At 37.0% G+C, this 21,839-nt stretch carries 20 protein-coding genes; 12 read left to right on the top strand and 8 right to left on the bottom strand.

The genetic code is table 11. The annotated features are described in order from the left end of the window. Nucleotides 1-37: 37 nt before the first annotated feature. The 4 genes from ybeY to ACTJJF_RS13650 form a co-directional block, all read right to left on the bottom strand. On the bottom strand, nt 38-457 hold the full coding sequence (gene ybeY, locus ACTJJF_RS13665; RefSeq protein ID WP_312297513.1) for an rRNA maturation RNase YbeY: 420 nt from the start codon (nt 455-457) through the stop codon (nt 38-40). A gap of 4 nt (nt 458-461) precedes the next feature. After that, nucleotides 462-2,621 carry a patatin-like phospholipase family protein gene (locus ACTJJF_RS13660; RefSeq protein ID WP_440699996.1) on the bottom strand — a complete coding sequence of 720 codons (2,160 nt, stop codon included), beginning with the start codon at nt 2,619-2,621 and terminating at the stop codon, nt 462-464. 2 nt (nt 2,622-2,623) lie between these two features. Beyond that, nucleotides 2,624-5,071 carry a bifunctional UDP-N-acetylmuramoyl-tripeptide:D-alanyl-D-alanine ligase/alanine racemase gene (locus ACTJJF_RS13655; RefSeq protein WP_440699995.1) on the bottom strand — a complete coding sequence of 816 codons (2,448 nt, stop codon included), beginning with the start codon at nt 5,069-5,071 and terminating at the stop codon, nt 2,624-2,626. A 187-nt stretch (nt 5,072-5,258) separates the two neighbouring features. Beyond that, nucleotides 5,259-5,846, bottom strand: a complete 588-nt coding sequence (locus tag ACTJJF_RS13650) for a thymidine kinase (protein WP_065399897.1) — start codon at nt 5,844-5,846, stop codon at nt 5,259-5,261. Between the two features lie 61 nt (nt 5,847-5,907). Between ACTJJF_RS13650 and ACTJJF_RS13645 the strand changes: the two genes are divergently transcribed. The 5 genes from ACTJJF_RS13645 to ACTJJF_RS13625 all read left to right on the top strand — a co-directional run bounded on the left by ACTJJF_RS13645 (nt 5,908) and on the right by ACTJJF_RS13625 (nt 11,825). After that, entirely contained in the window at nt 5,908-7,395 is a 1,488-nt protein-coding gene (locus tag ACTJJF_RS13645) for a hypothetical protein (protein WP_440699994.1), read from the top strand. Between the two features lie 2 nt (nt 7,396-7,397). Continuing rightward, nucleotides 7,398-8,072, top strand: a complete 675-nt coding sequence (gene rsmI / locus ACTJJF_RS13640; protein WP_440699993.1) for a 16S rRNA (cytidine(1402)-2'-O)-methyltransferase — start codon at nt 7,398-7,400, stop codon at nt 8,070-8,072. 6 nt (nt 8,073-8,078) lie between these two features. Beyond that, the gene (locus tag ACTJJF_RS13635; RefSeq protein ID WP_440699992.1) at nt 8,079-9,593 is read left to right on the top strand and encodes a WG repeat-containing protein; all 1,515 of its coding nucleotides are present in this window, start codon (nt 8,079-8,081) and stop codon (nt 9,591-9,593) included. Between the two features lie 168 nt (nt 9,594-9,761). Further along, a complete protein-coding gene (gene fabG / locus ACTJJF_RS13630) occupies nt 9,762-10,505 on the top strand; it encodes a 3-oxoacyl-[acyl-carrier-protein] reductase (RefSeq protein WP_065399901.1) in 744 nt (247 codons plus the stop codon). 3 nt (nt 10,506-10,508) lie between these two features. Continuing rightward, entirely contained in the window at nt 10,509-11,825 is a 1,317-nt protein-coding gene (locus tag ACTJJF_RS13625) for a hypothetical protein (protein ID WP_440699991.1), read from the top strand. Between the two features lie 41 nt (nt 11,826-11,866). Here ACTJJF_RS13625 and ACTJJF_RS13620 read toward each other — a convergent pair whose 3' ends face one another. Beyond that, nucleotides 11,867-12,907 carry a GMP reductase gene (locus ACTJJF_RS13620; protein ID WP_312297498.1) on the bottom strand — a complete coding sequence of 347 codons (1,041 nt, stop codon included), beginning with the start codon at nt 12,905-12,907 and terminating at the stop codon, nt 11,867-11,869. A gap of 61 nt (nt 12,908-12,968) precedes the next feature. On the opposite strand from ACTJJF_RS13620, the gene ACTJJF_RS13615 reads away from it, so the two are divergent. Genes ACTJJF_RS13615 through ACTJJF_RS13605 form a run of 3 tightly spaced genes read left to right on the top strand, consistent with a single transcriptional unit; the run spans nt 12,969 to nt 15,369 of the window. Next, complete coding sequence (locus tag ACTJJF_RS13615; protein WP_440699990.1) at nt 12,969-13,724, top strand: prolipoprotein diacylglyceryl transferase; 756 nt, start codon at nt 12,969-12,971, stop codon at nt 13,722-13,724. Continuing rightward, the gene (locus ACTJJF_RS13610) at nt 13,721-13,948 is read left to right on the top strand and encodes a hypothetical protein (RefSeq protein WP_312297493.1); all 228 of its coding nucleotides are present in this window, start codon (nt 13,721-13,723) and stop codon (nt 13,946-13,948) included. The genes ACTJJF_RS13615 and ACTJJF_RS13610 overlap by 4 nt, the downstream gene beginning before the upstream one ends. Nucleotides 13,949-13,965: 17 nt before the next feature. After that, a complete protein-coding gene (locus ACTJJF_RS13605; RefSeq protein WP_440699989.1) occupies nt 13,966-15,369 on the top strand; it encodes a radical SAM protein in 1,404 nt (467 codons plus the stop codon). Nucleotides 15,370-15,499: 130 nt separating this feature from the next. Here the strand turns inward: ACTJJF_RS13605 and surE are convergent, their stop codons facing one another. Both surE and ACTJJF_RS13595 read right to left on the bottom strand, forming a co-directional pair. Beyond that, nucleotides 15,500-16,288 (bottom strand): 5'/3'-nucleotidase SurE, encoded by a 789-nt coding sequence (gene surE, locus ACTJJF_RS13600; protein WP_241309133.1) that lies wholly within the window; start codon nt 16,286-16,288, stop codon nt 15,500-15,502. Between the two features lie 282 nt (nt 16,289-16,570). Continuing rightward, nucleotides 16,571-16,741 (bottom strand): lmo0937 family membrane protein, encoded by a 171-nt coding sequence (locus tag ACTJJF_RS13595; protein ID WP_115929525.1) that lies wholly within the window; start codon nt 16,739-16,741, stop codon nt 16,571-16,573. A gap of 480 nt (nt 16,742-17,221) precedes the next feature. Here ACTJJF_RS13595 and ACTJJF_RS13590 point away from each other — a divergent pair, with 480 nt between their 5' ends. Beyond that, entirely contained in the window at nt 17,222-19,351 is a 2,130-nt protein-coding gene (locus ACTJJF_RS13590; protein ID WP_440699988.1) for a carboxy terminal-processing peptidase, read from the top strand. 52 nt (nt 19,352-19,403) lie between these two features. On the opposite strand, the gene ACTJJF_RS13585 is transcribed toward ACTJJF_RS13590, so the two are convergent. After that, nucleotides 19,404-19,907, bottom strand: coding sequence for a superoxide dismutase family protein (locus tag ACTJJF_RS13585; protein WP_312297485.1), 504 nt, complete (start codon nt 19,905-19,907; stop codon nt 19,404-19,406). A gap of 208 nt (nt 19,908-20,115) precedes the next feature. Between ACTJJF_RS13585 and ACTJJF_RS13580 the strand changes: the two genes are divergently transcribed. From ACTJJF_RS13580 to ACTJJF_RS13570, 3 genes are all read left to right on the top strand, one after another. Next, nucleotides 20,116-20,763, top strand: coding sequence for a 4'-phosphopantetheinyl transferase family protein (locus tag ACTJJF_RS13580; protein WP_440699987.1), 648 nt, complete (start codon nt 20,116-20,118; stop codon nt 20,761-20,763). Between the two features lie 155 nt (nt 20,764-20,918). After that, a complete protein-coding gene (locus tag ACTJJF_RS13575; RefSeq protein WP_440699986.1) occupies nt 20,919-21,458 on the top strand; it encodes a helix-turn-helix domain-containing protein in 540 nt (179 codons plus the stop codon). Next, complete coding sequence (locus ACTJJF_RS13570) at nt 21,355-21,822, top strand: AraC family transcriptional regulator (protein ID WP_440699985.1); 468 nt, start codon at nt 21,355-21,357, stop codon at nt 21,820-21,822. Before ACTJJF_RS13575 ends, ACTJJF_RS13570 begins: the two co-directional genes overlap by 104 nt. The last annotated feature ends 17 nt before the right edge of the window (nt 21,823-21,839 follow it).

Genomic DNA, 21,839 nt, shown 5'->3' with positions numbered 1-21,839 from the left:
GTACTTTAGATATCGGACTTTAAGTGATTGTTAAATATCAAAACTTTAAATCCTTGTATTTGGCTAAGTACAAATCTTCCATTCTACGCATCTCTTTTTCCTCTTCTTCCGTCTTGTCTTTATAGCCTGCAAGATGTAAAATCCCATGGGCTAAAACTCTTCTTAATTCATCTTCATAATCTCGGGAAAGGGTAGAGGCGTTGTCAGAAATGCGCTGCAAAGATACGAAAATCTCAGCGCTAATTGTCTTCCCTTTTACATAATCAAAAGTGATGATATCGGTATAATAATCATGCTGCAAATAATCCTGATTGATCTTCAGTAGATATTCATCATCACAGAAAATATAATTGATTTCGCCTGTTTTTTTTCCTTCTGAAAGAATAAGATCTTCCAGCCATTTTTTGTAATCTGTATTTACCGACTCCGGTAAATTTTCGTAAAAGAACTGTATCATTTTTTTAAAACCAGTGTCCTAAAATAACACTGAATATACCTTTTTGATTGTTTTTAAGTGAGTGGCTAAAGTTGACTTTAATCTGCCCGAAAGGAGATTTATAACCTGCCGTAAGTCCCAATGAACTATAATTTACTTTAACTGCATCTTCAAACTTTATATCGTTTGATAAGTTTGCAAAGGTAAAGTTTCCGCTGATAAAATAGTTTTTATTGAATTTAAACTGGATATCATTAGATGCCAATATCACATTATTTGTATAAAGCTGGGCGAAATAAAATCCTCCGAAGCTTTTAAAATTAATAAGATTCTGTTCAAAAATCCCACCTAATCTGTATTGGTAATAGGCTGGAAGATTTTCACCAATAGTAACACCTCCAAATAAATTAAGACGGTAAGTAAACTGTTTGCCAAGAGGAATATTGACCTTAAGATCCGCTTTGATCTGGATTATTCTTTTATCAACTTCAGATTTTAGCAGATCCACCACTTTCCCTTCTGCAGCAAAATAAACGCCTTTGGTAGGGAACTCCTTGTCATCCTGAGTATCGGTCTTGATAAATACATAAGGATTCAAAAAACGGCTGTAACGTCTGTTGTCCCCATTGCTGTTTTCCGCCTTGAAATAATCATGGCTGATTCCACCGCCAATGGCAAATTTATCTTTCCAAATAGACTGTATATAAGCCTCATTTCTGATCCATTCCCACCGGTCTACAACATAATTATCCACATTCTTTATATCAAAACTCATTCCTGATGAATAAAGTCCGAAGCCGGGAATGTATCCGTTATCAATAAAATAGTTCAGATAATATCTTAACCGGTCGCCTACAATCACATCCAGGGAAAGGTTTGAGTTTTTAAATAAAAGCCTTTTGGCGGAGTAATTCAACAGAAGTCCTGTTTTGAAAACTTCGTCATAATGTAATCCGAATTTTAAAAAATGCCGGGTATCATCTTCGGTCACATAAAGCTTCAGATAATTGGCATCGTTTTCCTGAACGATATCGTAATTGATAAAACGATAATTGTTGGTGGCAACCAGTTTATCAATCATCTTATTGATGCTTCCATAGGTCTGTAAAGAGGGGAGACGAAGTCCCATTTTCCCCAGAGTATAGTTTTTTCCGTAGATTTTGCTTCCTTCAATCGAAATGCTGTCGATCTTATATACATTGGAATAAATGGGATTTACAGCTTGTCTGAGGCGTTCAAAAGGACGTTTAGGCAACTGATCCAGAACCTGGGAATATTTAAGGCCTTCCACATAACCGCTGTCAAGGATCTTTTTCTTGTCATCATAGCTTGTTGCAGACATTCCTTTCAGGTTAGGTTTGATGTTGATATCCGTATATTTATATTGTTTGCGGGTATCCCTTTTTATTCCGAAATCAATTACCTGGTTCAGAATGGCAATAATATTGTTTAAATCCTCTCTTTTGGACAAATCCTGGTTCAGATCCACACCGATTACGATATCGATTCCTTTGTCCTTTAAAGGCTTTGAAGGATAATTTACCGTCATTGCTCCGTCAATATAAATACTGTCGCCGATTTTTACAGGATCCATCAATGAAGGGAAGGCTGAACTGGCCATGATTGACTGAACAAGATCGCCTTTTTCAAATATCTGCATATTTCCGCTTTCCAGGTTGGTGGCAACACATAAAAAAGGAATCGGCATTTTTGAAAAATCTTCGATATTCGAAACATTCTTGAAAAGCTCTTTCAGAAGATACACATTTCTTTGTCCTGTGCTGATGGAAGAGGGAAGTGTAATTTTTCCGTTTTTCAGTGGAATAGATAACAGGTATTTATCTACGGATTTATTAAAAAAACTTGCTTCCTGCCGTGATTTCGGATCCATAATAAGAGAATAGAAATCCGTATCCATAACGATCTTTTCTATCTCTTTTCCGGAATAGCCTGAAGCGTACAGGCCACCCACAATAGCCCCCATACTCGTTCCGGCAATATAATCTACTTTCACTCCCAAAGAATCCAGAACTTTGAGTACTCCGACATGTGAAAAACCTTTGGCACCACCACCTGCAAGCGACAGTCCTATTTTGGGATTTTTCGGAATTACCAGATCTTTTTTTACCTGAGAATGGATCAGCAATAATTGGAATACGAAAAGTAGGATCAGGAGTTTTCTCATAGTTAATCTTTTATATAAATCCGTTTCACACGGGGCGAAATGGAGGTTAATACTTCATAGGTTATCGTTTTGCAGTAGCCTGCGAATTCTTTTAAACTTGGTTTGGCGTTGAATACCGTAACGGTATCACCTTCCTTTACATTTGGGATATTGTCTACATTGATCATCATCATATCCATACAGATATTACCGACGATAGGTGCCAGGGTCTTGCTGACTCCCAGACTTCCCACCTGGTTTCCGATTAATCTTGGGATTCCATCAGCATATCCTACAGGAACTGTAGCGATCCTTGTAAGATGATCAGCTTTATATCTTCTGCTGTATCCTACGGATTCACCGCCTTCAACCATTGATATCTGTGAAATTACGGTTTTAAAACTTACCACAGACTGTAGTTGTTTCTGAATGTCATGGTCAGAAGATTCCCCCAGCATTCCGATACCGATTCTTACCATATCATACTGATATTCGCTATAGCTTGTAATTCCCGAAGAATTCAAAATATGGCGGATAGGAGTATAGCCTAGTTTTTCTATCAGATAGCTGGAATTTTTTTCAAATACTTCAAACTGTTTTAAAGTGAATGCCCGCTCTTCAGGCATATCGGATGAAGATAGGTGACTGAACATACTCTGAACCTTCAGATTTTTTTCGCTTAAAGTTTCACTTAGCTGATCCAGTTCAAAATCTTTAAAACCAAGACGGTGCATTCCTGTTTCCAGTTTGATGTGAATCGGATATTTTTTATCATACCCTGATTTTTGTACGGCTTCATAAAAAAGTTCCAGAACTCTGAAACTGTAGATTTCAGGCTCAAGATCATATTCAATAATGGTCTGATAGCTGTGTTGTTCAGGATTCATTACAATAATAGGAGTGGTGATTCCTTTTTTACGAAGTTCTACACCTTCATCTGCATAGGCAACTCCCAGATAATCGATATGGTGATGCTGTAAGAATTCCGATACTTCAAAACTACCAAGACCATAGGCATTGGCTTTGACCATAGCCATCATTTTGGTTCCGGGTTTAAGCAATGATTTATGATAATTGATGTTATGAAGAATCGCATTCAGATTAACTTCCAGCACGGTATCATGCTTTCTGAGCTCAAGAATATCTTTAAGTTTTTCAATTTCGAATTTTCTGGCTCCTTTCAGAAGAATAATCTGATTTTCAATTTCAGTAAGGTGTTTACTTTCAATAAGCTCTTTGGTGTCAATGAAAGTATATGTTTTAGTTTTAAATAATTCACTAAATTTTGAAATTTCATCACCGATCAGGAATACAGAATCAAAATGCTGCTCATTCACGAGTTCGGAAACTTCTTCATACAATTCCTGTGAATTGACATTCACTCCAACAATATTGGTTAATACCAAAGACTTTTTAGATTTGTTGTATTCTTTCAGAAACTGCAGGGCAGTCTTCAGAGAATCAAGGTCAAGATTGAAAGAATCGTTGATGATAATATTGCCTTTTATTCCTTCGATGGATTCAAGCCTCATTTCGACGGCTTTTAAAAGGTTGATTTTTTCGACGATCTTTTTATTTTCGATGTTCAGCTCCTTAAGGACGGTGATAAGCGCCATAGCATTGGTTAACGTCGCTTCGTCTCTCTGATGAGCCGGAAAACTGATTTCTTCACCAAAATATTCAACGATGATGTTTTCATCTTTGGAAATATTATTTTTGATGAAGACATTATTTTCCTTTCTAAATCCGTAAGAAATCAATTTTCGTCCGGAATAGGATTTTTTTATTTTTTGATCTACCGAGGAATTGTCTCCGTTATAGATGATGACTTCGGAATCTTTGAAAAGTCTGATCTTTTCATCAATCAGTTCTTCTTCGGAAGAAAAGTTGGCGGCATGGGCGGTTCCGATATGGGTAAGCAATCCGATCTGGGGATGGAAAATATTTTCAAGTTTTTCCATTTCATCCGGTTTTGAAATTCCCACTTCAAAAATTCCAAGCTTATGAGTGTTGTTAATCTGAAGAAGAGAAAGGGGCAGACCGATCTGTGAATTGAAGCTTTTCGGGCTTTTTACAGTAGGAAATTCATTCCACAGGCATTGGTACAGCCATTCCTTTAAAATAGTTTTTCCGTTACTCCCTGTGATTCCGATAGATTGTAGATGAGAGTTTTCGAAATGATACTTGGCTAATTTTTGAAGAAAATCCACAGAATTCTCAACAATAATCCAGGTTATATTTTCATATTCCGGATTATGATGTTCGGAAATAATAACACTGATACCTCTGTCGATTGCAGATTCAATAAATTTTTCACCGGAATTCTTATGGGTATTGATTGCTATAAAGGCCGTATTCTTGGTAGAATAAATAATCCTGCTGTCATAGGCTATATTTCTGATCACTAAATTCCCGTCTCCAATAACCTGTGCATTGGTGATCTCTGCAATGTGCTGTACTGTATAATTCATTGGTACCCTTTCTGCTTTATTTTTAGGCGAAACAGCAACAGGCAAATTCCAAAAAAGATCATACAGACTCAATAATATTAAGCCAATTTACTCTTTTTTGAAATGCTTCAACAGTGCTTTTCCGCCTTTCATTTTATCTAATGTAAATCTATTTTATAATTGCTGTATTCAGCTTTTTTCTTATCAATTACTTTCTTTTTGAAAGCACTTCATCAATAAATACCCTGCGGCTTACTGCTTCATAGCTTTCAGTTTCTCCCAGCTCAACAAGATCATTTCCCTGGGAAGTTCTCATAGAATAATTGGCAAGATTACCTGTTCTCTTACAAATAGCATGCACTTTTGTAACATATTCGGCAGTAGCCATCAAATTCGGCATTGGTCCGAAAGGACGGCCCAAAAAGTCCATATCCAATCCTGCAATCACAACTCTTATTCCGCTGTTGGCAAGCTGGTTGGCAATATCAACAATGCTTTCATCAAAAAACTGGGCTTCATCTATTCCTACCACATCACAATTGGAGGCCAGCAGAAGAATTTCATTCGGATTATCTACTGCGGTACTGCGTATTTTGTTCTGATTATGAGAAACCACGTCCTCTTCAGAATACCGGATATCCAGTTTCGGTTTAAAAATTTCTACATTCTGTCCTGCCATTTCTGCCCTTCGCAATCTGCGGATCAATTCCTCTGTTTTACCGGAAAACATAGAGCCACAAATCACTTCCATCCAACCACTTTGTTTGGAATGATTAATTGTATTTTCTAAAAACATTTGTTAAATTAGCCGTATATTTTTAACATCAAAAGTAAGCAATTTTAATAAGAATCTTATTATGCAGAATATCCAAGATTTAAAGGAAAAGATTTTTTTTGAATCCATGAATATCATTGATAATCTGGACAAAATAAATAACGTAGACGAATTACTTTCCAAGCAGGATCTTGTAGATGAGCTTGCTAACAGGATTTCTTTTTTGAAACTTCTGGAAAAAAATATGGAGTACTTTGTGGCAGAAGATGCGGCACAGTATTCGGAACATCAGCATATTTCTTTTGCTTCGGGAGAAGGAGAATATCATGATTCCGGCAATGAGGTTACAGAGGAAGAAGCTATCTTCAATAATGAACTGAATGAGATTGATGAAAATGAGATTTTTGAAGACAGATCTGAAGAAGAAGCCATTTTTAATAACCAGCTGAATGAAATTGTTGAAAATGAATTCCATGAGAATATCATAAATTTTGTGGAAGAAAACTCCGTGAAAGAAACGGTGGAAAATACTCAGGAACAAACCAATCCCAATGAAATTACGGAAGAAGAAGCTGTGTTTAATAACCAGTTGAACGAAATTGAAGAAAAAGAAGTTGTAGAAAACCTTGACGGAGCTCTTCTCAACTTTGTGGATGAAGAGAAAATTCTTGCGGATTCTGCACCTGATTCTGATGAAGATATCAATGAAGATATGTTCAGTAATGATGTGACGGAAGAGGAAGTGATTTTCACCAATCAGCTGAATGAAATAGACCGTGATGATGAAGAAAATGCTGAAGCAAAAGAAAATGAAGCCGATTTTGCAGTCGTAAATAAGGTAAAAGAAAATACAGTTAAAGAAACCATTCCGAGTATTTTTGATACAGAAATGCTGGATGATGAAATGCTGATTGAGGAAGATGAAGAGCAGTTTATTTCAAACATCTCAATAGAGCAGGGGGAAATGGCTACGGATACTTCCAATGTAGAACATATTCTGAATGATATCAAAAATGACCATTCAGAAGACGGGAAGAAAGAAGAAAATGTTCTCGCTGAAGTCTATGACAGGAGAAAAATTGTTGAAATTGATAAACCTGTTCCTGAAGAAACAGAAAAACATCCTTCTGACGAAAGCTTTGAAAATTTAGAAGCTTATCAGCAGGAGAAAAAAATAAAATTAGCCAATATCAAAGGATTGAAAGCAGTTCAGTCACTTTTTGATGATGATCCTCTAGAAAGAGAAATCCCTTCTCAGGAGAGCCAGCCGGCCGTTGTAAAGGAAGATACCGGAAGTATCCTAAAATCAAATATTCCAACCCAGTTTATGGAGGCTGAAAAACAGAAACCGGAGTTTAAACTGGATCTGAATGACAGAATTGCCTTCTCCAAAATGCTGTTTGAAGGAAGCCAGACAGATCTTAATGATACAGTGGCCCAGCTGAACCAATTCAAAACACTTGAGGAAGCCAAAGAATATCTGAGTGATCTCTATTACGACAGAAAATGGAATAAGGTGGATGAATATGCCCAGCGACTTTGGATATTGGTGGAAAATAAATTCTTATAATTTTGAGCGGAATCCTATATTTTGTTCCCACACCTGTCGGGAACCTGGAAGATATGACGTTCAGGGCTGTAAACGTCCTGAAAGAAGTAGATTATATTTTATGTGAAGATACCAGAACTTCTGGAATACTTCTAAAACATTTTGAAATCTCCAAGCCTCTGAAATCTTATCATCTGCATAATGAGCATCAGGCAACCGAGAAAGTGATCACAGACCTTAAAAACGGCCAGAATATCGCTATTATTACCGATGCCGGAACTCCCGGAATTTCCGATCCCGGTTATTTACTCGCAAAAGCCGGAGCCGATAATGCTATCGAAATGATATGCCTGCCCGGAGCAACCGCTCTGATTCCTGCCCTGGTAGTATCAGGACTTCCGAATAATGAATTCCTGTTTGCCGGATTTTTGCCGCAGAAGAAAGGAAGACAGACAAAACTGAAGCAGCTTGCAGAAGAAAAGAAAACAATCGTCCTTTACGAAAGTCCCCATAAGATCAATACAACACTGGAACAGATCAAGGAATTCTTTGGTGAAGAAACCAAAGCGAGCTTAAGCCGTGAGATTTCTAAAAAATTTGAAGAAACCAAACGGGGAACAATCAATGAGTTAATTGAATTTTCCAAAACCAAAACTTTAAAAGGAGAGATCGTTCTTATTGTCAATAATTCTATTTGATTTTCATTGAAAAAACTAATTTTTGTATTGTGTTCTGCAGTCTGTGCAGGGCAGACTAACCAATATATGAAAGTTATCCTGTCTAAAAAAACAGGAAAAGAGGTCAGTTCCTATTCAGACGGATACGGAGTAGCTTATGACCCGGCTTTAAAAAAACAGGGAATTGTAGATTCATTGGGTACTGTTACCTTTGAGGCTGTCTACAAAACCAGTATTTTACACGCTTTTAAAAACAGGTTTATTCTTTACTCAGAAACAGGGAATAAGAGACAATCTGCTGTGATTGATGAGAAAGGGAATGAGCTCATTCCGCTGGATGTTCAGGAATTCGATACACCATGGTGGAGTAAGGAACGGATCATTGCTTCAAGATCAGGAAAAGAAATTCTATATGACTATAATGGAAAAGAAATCATTCCGGATTCCGATAAAATCCGCTTCTCCGGAAAGAACAGATTTTTTGTTTTGAAAAACAAAAAATGGTTCCTCTACGACTTTAACGGGAAGCAAATTAGCGACCGGGAATTTAAAAAAGATTACAGTTTTGAAGAGGATAGAGCCCTTATTTTAAATGAAGACGGGCAATATGAAATTATAGGAATAAACGGACAGACCCTGCATAAATTTTCAAAGCAGGTGGTAGATATTAATGCATATCCATATCTGATTACGAAAAATAAGGGCACCGGAAAATATGGTCTCATTGACACGGAAGAAAATACAATTGCTGACGAAATTTACAAAGAGATCACACCGGAATATTTTGGAAAGAAAGAATATATTTATCTTGTTAAAAACAATACAACAACGGTTTTTCATAAGAAAGACGGAAAGCTTTATCCCAATCATTTTAAATACCTGAATCCTCTTTTCAATAATCTTTTCAGTGTATACAACGAAAAATCACACAAATCCGGAATTATTGATTTGCAGGGAAATATGATTTTTCCTCAGGAATATGACTTTATCAGAAACTTTACCGTTTCGGGAAAAGATTTTATTTATCTCAAAAAAGGAAATGAAGAAAAATTTCTGGATAAGGATTTAAAAAATATCATAGACGAAGAGGTGAATATCCTTGGCTTTTATCCTGAAGGTCTTATTATGCTTAAAGGGAATACCTATTACAGATTTTCAGCAGCCAATCAATCGATGACAGAGCTTAAAAATATAAGCTTGATCAAAGATGAAGAAACTGATTATTTCAATTTTCTCAATGAATATTCAAAACCTCTTGTCTGCAGAAATTCAGATAATTTTTATGGTATTCTTAATGGAAAAGGAACGGTAATTGTACCGTTCATCTACGAAGATATCATTACGTTTGGCAATTTTGAAAATGAAATTGTGGTAAAAAAAGGAGGAAAATATGGGGTTTCTAACTTTCAGCATGAACCATTGAAGGAGATTGTTTATGATGAGTTTTTGTGGCAGAAAGAAGTATTGAAACTGGATAAAAATAAAAAATCAGACTTTATTTATTTCACAAGATTTAAAAATAACACGGCCCGGCTTCACTAAAATGGAATAAATTCATCAAAAAATTTTAGTATTTTAACGATTTAAATGGGTTGAATAACAATTTATAATATCTTTGCAAACCGTTTAATTCCGGATAGGAATTATAAATATTGAATGAGTCAGCTGTCACAAGCTGAATGAGTTATAAAGAAATAATTATCAATAGATATGAGAATATTAGAAGGAAAAGTAGCACTAATTACCGGAGCTACAAGAGGAATCGGAAAAGGGATCGCTGAAATGTTTGCCCAGCAGGGAGCAAAAGTAGCATTTACCTATGCCGGCTCTGTAGACAAAGCTAAAGAATTAGAAGCAGCTTTAAGTTCTGTAACCCAGATCAAAGGATATCAGTCTGACGCATCAGATTATGATGCAGCCCAGAAGTTGGTGGATGAAGTAATGGCTGAGTTTGGGCAGATCGATATTTTGGTAAATAATGCGGGGATTACGAAAGATAACCTGCTCTTGAGAATGTCTAAAGAAGACTGGGATAAAGTGATCAAAGTAAACCTGGACTCTGTTTTCAACCTTACAAAAGCAGTGATCAAGCCGATGATGAAGGCAAGATCAGGATCAATCATCAATATGACTTCTGTAGTAGGGGTAAAAGGAAATGCAGGACAGGCAAACTATGCAGCATCTAAAGCAGGTGTAATAGGATTTACAAAATCTGTTGCATTAGAACTGGGATCAAGAAATATCAGATGTAATGCGATTGCACCAGGATTTATTGAAACTGAAATGACTGCTGTTCTGGATGAAAAAACAGTTCAGGGATGGAGAGAAGAAATTCCGATGAAAAGAGGAGGGCAGCCTGCAGATATCGCCAATGCGTGTGTATTCTTAGGAAGCGAAATGTCAGCATACATTACCGGGCAGACGTTAAACGTTGACGGTGGAATGTTAACTTAGAAAATGAAAAAAGTACAGAATATAGTATTATTCTTATCAGTTATACTATTCATCGGTCTGGTTTATATTAGCTTGTTTAATGTATACCAGACCGATGATTATATGGCCTCCTACGGAACCCGTGAATATGGCCTGTGGGGAAATTTTATCAATACCTACATGACATGGGGAGGGAGATATTTCGGATACACCATGAATATGCTTAATCCTGTTTCTTATGACAGGAGTGGCATCCTTCCAAAAGTTTATCCCGTCTTTTTAGTGCTTTCGTTTATTGGAGTCTCTGCACTTAATTTTAAAGCCTATTTCAGAAATTCATCAGGAGAAGCATTAAAGAAAAGTTTTATGCTTTTTTTCTTCTATACGTTGCTTCTGATCAGTATTCCGGAACATTATTACTGGGTTGCAGGGGCCAATATCTATTTTATGCCTGCTATTTTATCAGGCTTGTTGCTTTATTTCGTTAAAAAAAATAAAGATTCAGGGAAGAAAATATGGCTTTTCCTCTCGTTATTCCTGATTGTACTTCTAATGGGATCTAATGAGATTTTAGCACTGATTCTTCAGGGGGTACTGATGGTCTTCTATTACCGGAACCGGAATAAGCAGAATCTTATTTTTCTACTCTTCGGAACCTTCTTTTTGCTTGTAAGTTTTCTTGCTCCGGGAAATTTTAACAGGATGGGAGAAGCAGAAAGCGGATTGGCAAAATGGCTGAAGAGAATGGCACTTTTTGGAGTCAATACTCTATATATTGCTTTTAAGGCTCTTATTGTTATTCCATTATTTATCAAGGTTTTTGAAAAAGAGCTAAAAAGTATTGCTCAGAAAATAACTTTTGAAAAAGCGGCTTTAGCCTGGGCTGTTTCCTTAATCCCTTTGCTTTTTACAGGGTATATACTCAATTCTATTGCAAGGCAGTTTGAAAGCATACTGTTTTATTTTCTTATCACTTTTTCATTATTAGTCATATTTAAATTTGAGAAGATTAAACAATTTTGGTGGGTTTCACTTATCATTATTTTTCTTCCCGAAATGAAAATTTTTCCGGAAAGATATGCATATTTTAATATTGATTTTAACATGGCCAATATTGCTGCAGAACTATTTACTACAGATCTGAAAGAATATGAAAGAGAGGTGGACGAAAGGATAAATATCATTAAAAGTTCATCCGGAGACTCTGTTGTCGTTGATAAAGTAAAAACTATCCCGGGAGTGCTGTATTTTAGTGAAATGGCTTCTGAAAAGGAGGGGCCGACTTTTGTAAATGATCAGCTTCAAAAATACTTTAAAAAGAAATATATCAGAACAAAATAAAAAGCCTTTTGAAAAATGTCAAAAGGCTTTTTATTGTTATTTTAATCTTTGAATACCTGATTTTCCTGTTCCTGAACCCTTATAAATGTTGTTCTTTTAGAAAGCTCTTTAAGCTTGGAAGCTCCTACGTAGGTACAGGTAGAACGTACACCTCCCAGAATGTCTTTTACCGTTTCTGATACCGGCCCTTTATAAGCTACCTTTACCGTTTTTCCTTCAGAAGCCCGGTATTCTGCCACACCTCCGGAATGTTTATCCATGGCTGTTTTCGAACTCATCCCATAGAAAAGACGGTATTTCTTTCCGTTTTCTTCAATCATTTCGCCTCCGCTTTCATCATGGCCGGCAAACATACCGCCCAGCATCACAAAATCAGCACCCCCTCCGAAAGCTTTTGCCACATCTCCCGGTACCTTACATCCTCCGTCAGCAATGATATGGCCTCCCAGACCATGAGCAGCATCCGAACATTCAATAATAGCAGACAATTGCGGATAACCTACTCCGGTTTTTACACGGGTTGTACATACTGACCCTGGGCCGATTCCAACTTTAATGATATCGGCACCTACTAAAAGCAGTTCTTCTACCATTTCCCCCGTAACTACATTTCCTGCAATAATAACTTTGTCAGGAAAATTCGCCCTTGCTTTCTTCACAAATTCAACGAAATGCTCAGAATAGCCATTGGCTACATCTATACAGAGAAACTCAATTTTCGGGTGCTTTTCGAGGATTGTCCGGATTTTTTCTTCATCTGCCTTTCCGGTTCCCGTACTTAAGGCAATATACTGATGAATATTTTCCGGCTGGCTGTCCAGAAAACGGCTCCATTCTTCAGGAGTATAATGTTTATGAATTGCTGTGATGATCTTGTCTTTTGCCAGCTCTACTGCCATTTCAAAAGTTCCTACAGTATCCATATTAGCAGCGATCACAGGAACTCCTTTCCATTTCTTCCGGGTATGCTTGAAAATAAACTCCCTTTCCAGATCTACTTCTGAACGGGACTTTAATGTTGAACGTTTAGGGCGGAACATTACATCCTTGAACCCCAGTTTTATGTCATATTCTATACGCATTTTGTAATTATTTATCAGAATAAAGGTAGTAAATAATCTCAAATGGATTATTTTTGAACCCATGGATTTTCCTGTTACCTTTCATATTTTCGGTAAAACAATTCTTGCCCATCCTATTTTTGAGGCGGTTGGAATGTTTATAGGTATGCGGTATTATTTTTATCTTAAACGAAAATCAAAAGAAAAGCTGTCTTTCAATACTTCTGCTGCTGTTCTGATAGGAGCTACGGCCGGAGCTTTGCTGGGCTCCAAACTGATCGGAAATCTGGAAAATCCGTATATGATGTTTGAAGATTTCAGCTTTCAGAAATTCTGGTCCAGCAATACAATTGTGGGCGGATTGGCTTTCGGGCTGCTTGGTGTGGAATTTGCCAAAAAAATAGTTCATCATAAGGAAAGCACGGGTGACCTTATTGTTTTTCCTCTGATGCTTGCTATCATTATCGGAAGAATCGGTTGCTTTCTTACAGGGATTTATGAAGAAACTTATGGTTTGCCTACAGATTCGGTTTTCGGGATGCATTTGGGTGATCAATATCTGCGCCATCCGGTTGCATTGTATGAAATAGGTTTTTTAATAGTTCTATGGGGCTGCCTGAAATACATTCAGTACCGGAAAAAATACCATTCAGGTTTTCTTTTTCAGGTATTTATGCTGAGCTATTTTACATTCAGATTCCTTCTTGATTTTATCAAACCGAGGGTAGAGATTGCAGGAAATCTCGGAACTATTCAGATTGTATGTATTTGTATAATTATTTATTACATTTATACTATTAAAAATATCCAGTCACAAGATTTAAAATATTCAGGATGAAATTTTTAACCATTTTAGAAGCCGGAGGCCTGGTAGGAATAGTCATTTTCTTTGTTGGAATAATGGTCCTTGGGGCATTATTTGTTTCCATTATTGTTTCTTTTGTTGTAAAACTGATTTACGAAAGAAAAGGAGACAAAAAATTCAGCAGAAAACAATTTATACAGACCTTTGTGATCTGCCTTCTGATCTGTGGTCTGATCAGCGGATATATTTGTGGATAAGGATTTAAAATTACATTATGCCGGTAAGAAATTATACCTATTACGACTATACGATAAGCCTTTGCCCCGAATGTCTGAAAAGAGTGGGAGCAAAGATCATTATAGAAGATGAAGCTGTTTTTATGACAAAAAGATGTCCTGATCATGGCTTCTTCAAAACAAAAATTGCCTCTGATGTACAGTATTACAAAAATATCAGAAACTATAACAAAGCTTCTGAAATGCCTTATCATTTCGGTACTGATGTGGAATACGGATGCCCCTATGACTGCGGGCTCTGTGTAGATCATGAACAGCATAGCTGTCTTTCGATAGTAGAAGTGACAGATCGCTGTAACCTGACCTGTCCTACCTGTTATGCCATGTCATCACCACATTATGGAAGCCACAGAAGCCTGGAAGAAATAGAGGCGATGTTTGATACCATTGTAAAGAACGAAGGTGAGCCTGATGTAGTGCAGATTAGTGGAGGAGAGCCTACGATACATCCTGAGTTCTTCAAGATTATGGATATTGCCAAGTCAAAACCCATTAAACACCTCATGCTGAATACCAATGGGATAAGGATCGCCAATGATCCTGGCTTTGCTGAAAAACTGGCCACTTATGCCCCTGAGTTTGAGGTATACCTTCAGTTTGATTCTTTTAAACCGGACGTTCTGGAAGATTTCAGAGGGAAAGATCTCACTTCGGTAAGAATGAAAGCACTTGAAAAACTCAATGAACTTAATCTATCCACAACACTCGTGATTGTTCTTCAGAAAGGAAAAAACATTGATGAAATAGGAAAGATCATTGAATTTGCCTTAAAGCAGAAGTGTGTGAGAGGAATTACCTTCCAGCCTGTAGAAATTGCCGGGCGAAACAGGGAAGATTCCGCTCACGAGAAAATTACATTGACGGAGGTGAGACAGGAAATTCTCAATCAGTTTCCTCTACTGAATTCTGACGACATTATTCCTGTTCCGTGTAACCCGGATGCTTTGGCGATGGGCTATATTTTAAAACTTCAGGGGGAAACCATTCCCCTGACCCGGTATATCAATCCGGCAGACCTTCTGAATAATGAATCAAGAAATACCATTGTGTACGAACAGGACCAGGGCTTGCATATGCAGCTGCTGGACATTTTCAGCACCGGTATTTCTGTAGATAAAGTAAAACCTAAGGTGAACCAGTTATTATGCTGTTTACCTGAAGTCTGTGCACCTGATCTGGATTATGACAACCTGTTCAGAATTATCATTATGAACTTTATGGATGCTCATGATTTTGATGTACGGGCCGTGAAGAAATCCTGTGTTCATATCGTCAATAAGGATCTTAAATTAATTCCATTTGAAACGATGAACCTTTTTTACAGAGATGATAAGAAAAGCTATCTGGAAGAACTGAGAAAAGAAGATAAGGTGTTGTTTTAACCCGGAAGTTAACTCTACACCCTTTAAAAGCACAAAGATCTGAGTTATCTGCTCAATCAGGGGGAATTAAAAAAACAAAAGCGTGAAAATTAATTCCACGCTTTATTATTTTTCCAATGAATAAATAGTTCTATTTGGCTTCCTTTACCGTGTCAAAAGACATTACTTCTTCCAACGTTTTCATATACTCATATGCTGTAAGGTCAAACTTCACAGGAACAATAGAGATATATCCGTTTGCCAATGCCGTTTCATCTGCATCTTCAGAATCATCCATATTGTTGAAATACCCGGTGAGCCAGTAGTATTTTTTCCCGTGGGGATTTACTCTCTCATCGAAGCTTTCTTCCCATTTGGCATGAGCCTGCTTGCAGACTTTTACCCCTTTTATTTCCGATGCAGGAAGTTTTGGGATGTTCACATTTAAAACGATTCCTTTCGGCATCGGGTTTTCAAGAGTTCTTCTTACGATATTCTGAATATAATCTTTAGCCTGGGTAAAATCTGCTTCCCAGCTGAAATCCAGCAATGAAAATCCAATTGCAGGAATACCTTCTACACCAGCTTCTACAGCTGCAGACATGGTTCCTGAATAAATGACATTGATTGATGAATTGGCACCATGATTAATCCCTGAAACCACAATATCAGGTCTTCTTTTCAGGATTTTATCAAGAGCCATTTTTACGCAGTCTACAGGAGTTCCACTGCAGGAAAAATCTGTTTGTGGTCCATCAAGGGTCACTTCCTCGTAGCTTAGCGTAGAATTGATAGTAATAGCGTGGCCTTTACCACTTTGGGGAGAGTTAGGGGCTACTACCACTACTTCCCCGATTTCGTTCATAAAACTGATCAGATTTCTGATTCCAGGAGCTGTAATTCCATCATCATTAGTAACCAGAATAAGCGGTCTTTCCATATATTATCTTAATTTTTTATACAAATACAGTACAGTCTGTTCATTTTGAGAATAGGACAAAAAGATTTTTCAACACATCAAATGTAGTTAAAAATAAGACGCAATAAAACAGCAGGTTTACCCTTTACCGATTTAAATTCAGGAATAAACATTCTGTATTTGAGTAAAGAAAGTAAACCTGACGTAGGAAAAGAAAAATTTCCCGGTTTAAAATTAGAATGGCAGTCCGATAAAATTTTTATCATCTTCCTGATAAAGATCTACAAACGAAAGATTTGATAATCAGTCCAGAGGTTTTCTGCCTGTAATGATGTTATAAAGTACTACAACAATAGCGATAACAAGCAAGATGTGTATTAAATAACCTGTACTGATTCCGGGTACGATTCCCAGCATTCCTAAAAGCCATACAACGATACAAATGACTGCGATTAACCATAATAAGCTTCTCATAATATTACATTTTAAAGTTATACAGTTAATTATCAGCATATTTTATGCCTTTATGTTCTGAAAGTGATTTTTGTGGTATCTTTTTACAGGTGTTTAATGAAATGTTTTTATTTCGTCATCAATGATGTATGCTTTTATTCTTTGTAATTCAGTTATTTATGCGTTATTCTGTTACAGGTTATTGAAGCCACGCTTATTTTTTCAGGAAGAGAAGACTTTTCTGTTGGTCTTCATAAATCATGAACAATATCAAATATAAGCAGAATGATGACGGGAATGTGGGACTATTTTTTCAGCTGCATATTCCTGATGTGAGAAATAATGAAAAGAATAATACTTAGGCCTTTCTTGAATAAAAATCTTTAAAACTTTGCGATATTTATAAATAAGGTCTTAAATTTGATCATTTGTAACGGTACGCAAATTATTGCTACTTATTACAATACCTATTTTTAAAAAATTAATAAATAAAGACAGTTTATGTGGAAAAATTTCAAACTGAATAAATTTTTACTCCTTATTCCATTAACCAGTCTAATGTTTTGTTTCAACTCGCCACAGAACGATGATGAAAAGATGCAGACGATAATGGTGAGCGTAAAAAACACACTTTCTTATCTGCATTATAGTCCCAAGTCTATCAATGATGCTTATTCGAAGGACGTTTATAAGCATTATTTCGAGTTAGTAGACCCTGCCAAAAGATATTTTCTGCAATCTGATATGGATGAATTCAGCAAGCATGAAACAAAGCTTGATGACTATATCAGCCAGGGAGATCTTACTTTCTATAAGCTTACCATCGACAGGCTATATCAGAGAGTGGATGAGATCGATAAAATCACTCAGGATATTTTCAGCAAACCTATCAATCTGAAGGAAGATGAAAACCTTACTCTTGAGCCAAAACTTAAAAAAGTACCTGCCAATAAGCAGGAGCAGTATAATGAGTGGAAAAAATTCATCAAATACAACATTCTGCAGGAAGTTGAATCGATGAACAGCAAAGAAGAAGCCCAGAAAGAGAAGAAAGATTCTGTACAGAAGTACAAACTGAAAGATACGATCAAGTTCAAACCTCTTACACAGGACGAAAAGATCAAAAAGGCTACGGATGAAGTAAAAGACCTTGTAAAAGATACTTTTACCAGATTCAAGAAGAGAAAGAAAATGGATTGGTTTACCGTCTATATGAATGCTTATACTGAAGTATTCGATCCGCATACCAATTATTATTCTCCGAAGGATAAAGAAGACTTTGATACCCAGTTTACCGGAAAAGTAATCGGTATCGGAGCACTGATCCAGGAGAAAAAAGGAAATCTTTTCCTGGGTGCACTTACAATCGGAGCACCGGCATGGAAGTCTAAGCAGCTTTCGGAAGGAGACAAGATCTTAAAAGTAAAATCCAAGCCGAAAGATGATGCCGTGAATGTGGTAGGAATGCTTTCTGATGAGGCGGTAAGATTGATCAGAGGGGAAAAAGGAACTCCGGTTACCCTGACCGTTCAGAAAAAAGACGGTACCATCAAAGACGTAACGATGATCCGTGAAGAAGTGGCTATAGAAGACACTTTTGCAAGAAGTATCGTCATCAATACACCGAATGGCAAGAAATACGGTTTTATCAACCTGCCGAGCTTTAATGCAGATTTTGAAAATGCCAAAGGAAGAAATGCTTCTGATGACATCAAAAATGAAATTATCAAGCTTAAAGCTCAAAACATCGAAGGAATCATTCTTGACCTTAGAAATAACGGCGGTGGTTCATTAACGGAAGTAGGCGATATCATGGGGCTTTTCATGGATGCCGGACCTTATGTACAGGTAAAAGACGGAAACGGGAAAATACAGACTCTAAAGAACAAATATGAGACTCCGATCTGGACCGGACCTCTAGTGATCATGCAGAACGAACTTTCTGCTTCAGCATCTGAAATCCTTGCAGGGGTAATGCAGGATTACGGAAGAGCTATGATCATCGGATCTCCGCAGTCATTCGGAAAAGGAACGGTTCAGACGTTTGTAGACCTGAACAGATTCCTGAATACTGAAGATGATTTTGGATCTTTAAAGCTTACCATCCAGAAATTCTACAGAGTGACGGGAGAATCTACACAGAGAAAAGGAATTGTTTCAGATATTCAGATGAAAGATTTCTTTACCTATGCTGAGGTAGGAGAGCGTTATGATGACTTTGCCCTGGCATGGGATAAAATTCCTTCTACAAAATTCCAGAAACTGAATTATTTCAATATCCAGGCTCTTGAAAAAGCAAGCGCAGACAGAATGGCTAAAAACAGTAATTATCAGCTGTTGCTAGAATCTGCTCAATGGAGAGAAAAACTGGATAAAGAGGAGACGATTACGCTTAATATCGATAAGTTTAATGAACTGATGAAGCACAGAAAATCCCAGATTGAAAAGTTCAAGGTTCTGACGAAATTCGAGAACGGATTACAGTTTATTATGTATCCGAGCGAGATTGAAAGAGAGAAGAAAGACGAAGCTTTCAAGAAAAAATCTGAAATGTGGATCAAGAATCTGAAAAAAGATCTTTACCTGCAGGAAGCAATGAATATTGTATCAGATATGGGAGCAAAATCATAAATACAAAAAAACCGATAATGAAAATTATCGGTTTTTTTATGAAATAGAATGATTACTTTATTTCTACACATCCCACTCTTCCTCCGGCGTTTCCGGTAGGCTGGGTGTGGAAGTCATCAGCTGCTGCGTGCACAATAAGACCTTTTCCAATGATGTTTTTAGACTCGTCTGTACAGCCAAGGCACCATTTGTCCGTTTTGAAAGTAAGGGTTGCCGTTCCGCTCTGATCAGCTACTAAATTTCCTATATCTCCCATATGGAAATGCTCAGCGCCCCATTTACCATGGTCGTTTTTGGATGGGTTCCAGTGTCCGCCTGTAGAGGTTCCGTCTTCTGCAGAGCAGTCTCCTTTTTCATGAATGTGTACAGCATGGATTCCAGGGGTAAGGTTTGTGATATCCAGTTTCATGATAACTTCATTTCCCTGTTGGGTAAACTTTGCCGTTCCGCCCGTCTGGGTTCCGCTTTTGGCATTTACGCTGTACATTTTTGTGGTTCCGCATGAAACAGCAAAAAGTGCACATCCTGCCAGTAATGCTATTGTTTGTACTTTCATTTCTAAATGATTTATAGTGATTATACCATAAAATTAAAAAAGATTTTCCAAAACACTTTATGATTCCAGTCTTTTTTCAGAAGTAATTTGCAAAAGATTTCCGGATACCGGGATTAAAGACACGCAGTCAGGCCTTTGAGAAAAGAAGGAAAATACTTATTTTTAACATGATGTACGGGTAGGCGTAATCAATAACAAGATAGGAAGAATGATCATTTTATATACATTCATACAAGAGGAAAAGCATCAGTGTCTTTTGGATCAGTATTTACCAGTGTTCTCTGAAGACTGGCAGAAAGATATCCTGAAGTACAGAAAATGGCAGGATGCCCAGCTTTCATTGCTGGGGAAAGCATTGTTACTGCATGGCCTGAGAACCTATTATGATATCTATGAAACCGAAATCCTGGTTAGTTCCAACAAGAAGCCTTATTTAAAAGATCATCCCGTCCATTTTAACATATCTCATTCTAAAGACCTGGCTGCCTGTGCCATTGCAGAATTTCCTGTAGGACTGGATGTTGAATTTTCCGATGCATCCATCAATTATTCTGACTTTGAACTTCATATGACTTCTTATGAAACTGAAGAGATCCTTAATGCTGAAGATAAAATGAAAAGTTTCTTTACTTATTGGACCAGAAAAGAAGCCGTTATAAAAGCCCACGGGGATGGAATGATGCTTCCCCTGGATTCTTTTGAAATTCTTAAAAATGAATGCCTGATTAAGGGGGAAAAATTTTTTACAAAAGACATTGTCATTGATAAAAATTATCACAGCTGTATTGCTTCAAATGATATCAGCATCAATAATGTGGTGCCTTTTATTGAATATGTTAAGATCTGGAATGATTAAAATAACTATTCATCTGCCTCATTAATCAATAAAGTTGATTCTATTCTTACCCCTGAAAATAAACATTTCAAAATAAGACTTTAGTGTAAAAAAGCAATAAATGACAAATGGATTAAACTTAGGATCAATACCTTTGTGAGTATATATCTTTTACTTTGGAAGCATATAAAAAACGGATCGTAAAAACAATTCAATACATTGATAGTCATATTGATGAGGTTCTTTCACTGGAAAAAATTGCAGAAGTCAGTGCCTATTCGCCGTTTCATTTTCACAGGATATTTAAGCTTGTTACAGGAGAAACGCTTCAGAACTATATTATCAGGAAAAGAATAGAAAAGAGCGCCCTCCATCTGGCTTTACATAAAAATATGGAGCTCAGAGATATCTATTGGGACCTCGGATTTTCCAGTCACTCTGTTTTTTGTAAGACATTCAAAAAATATTACGGTCTGGCACCTACAGAATTCCGTAGATCAGCCCCGGAAAAATTTCACAGAATATTGCACAAACAGAGCAAGAACGGACAAGCGAATACAGTTTTTCAGCCAATACATTTGCAATATCGAAAACCTGTTAAACTGGACGAAAATGAATTTAAAAATCGAAGTAAAAGAAATGCCGGAAATGAATCTGGCATCCGTAATGAGCCTTGGAATTGCCAATGTAGAATTTTCTTTCAATGTATTAATTGACTGGGCAGTAAAAAAGAATCTTTTTCCTAAAGAGAATGTGAAAATGATTTCTGTATATCATGACAGCTGCAAGATAACGCCTCTTGATAAAGTCAGGATACACGCCTGTATGCTTCTGGACGAAAAATTGCAGCAGCAGGAAGGGGAGGTATTTTCTGAAACTCTGGAAGCCGGAAAATATATTGTAGGAAGGGGCGAAGTTGCCCTGGACGATTTTGAGCAATGCTGGGTCTCTTTATTTTTATGGATGAATGAGCATAATTACACCGTTAGGAGAACTTTTCCCTATGAAATCTATCATACCAATTTTAAAGAACACCCTGAAGGAAAAATGACCGTCGATTTCTGTATCCCGGTTCTGTAGTTCAGTACAGACAAAAG

The sequence above is a fragment of the Chryseobacterium sp. 22458 genome, from assembly GCF_052044975.1.
Lineage (GTDB): Bacteria > Bacteroidota > Bacteroidia > Flavobacteriales > Weeksellaceae > Chryseobacterium.
Note: the sequence above shows the minus strand (reverse complement) of the source record. Positions and strands in the feature narration are given on the sequence as shown.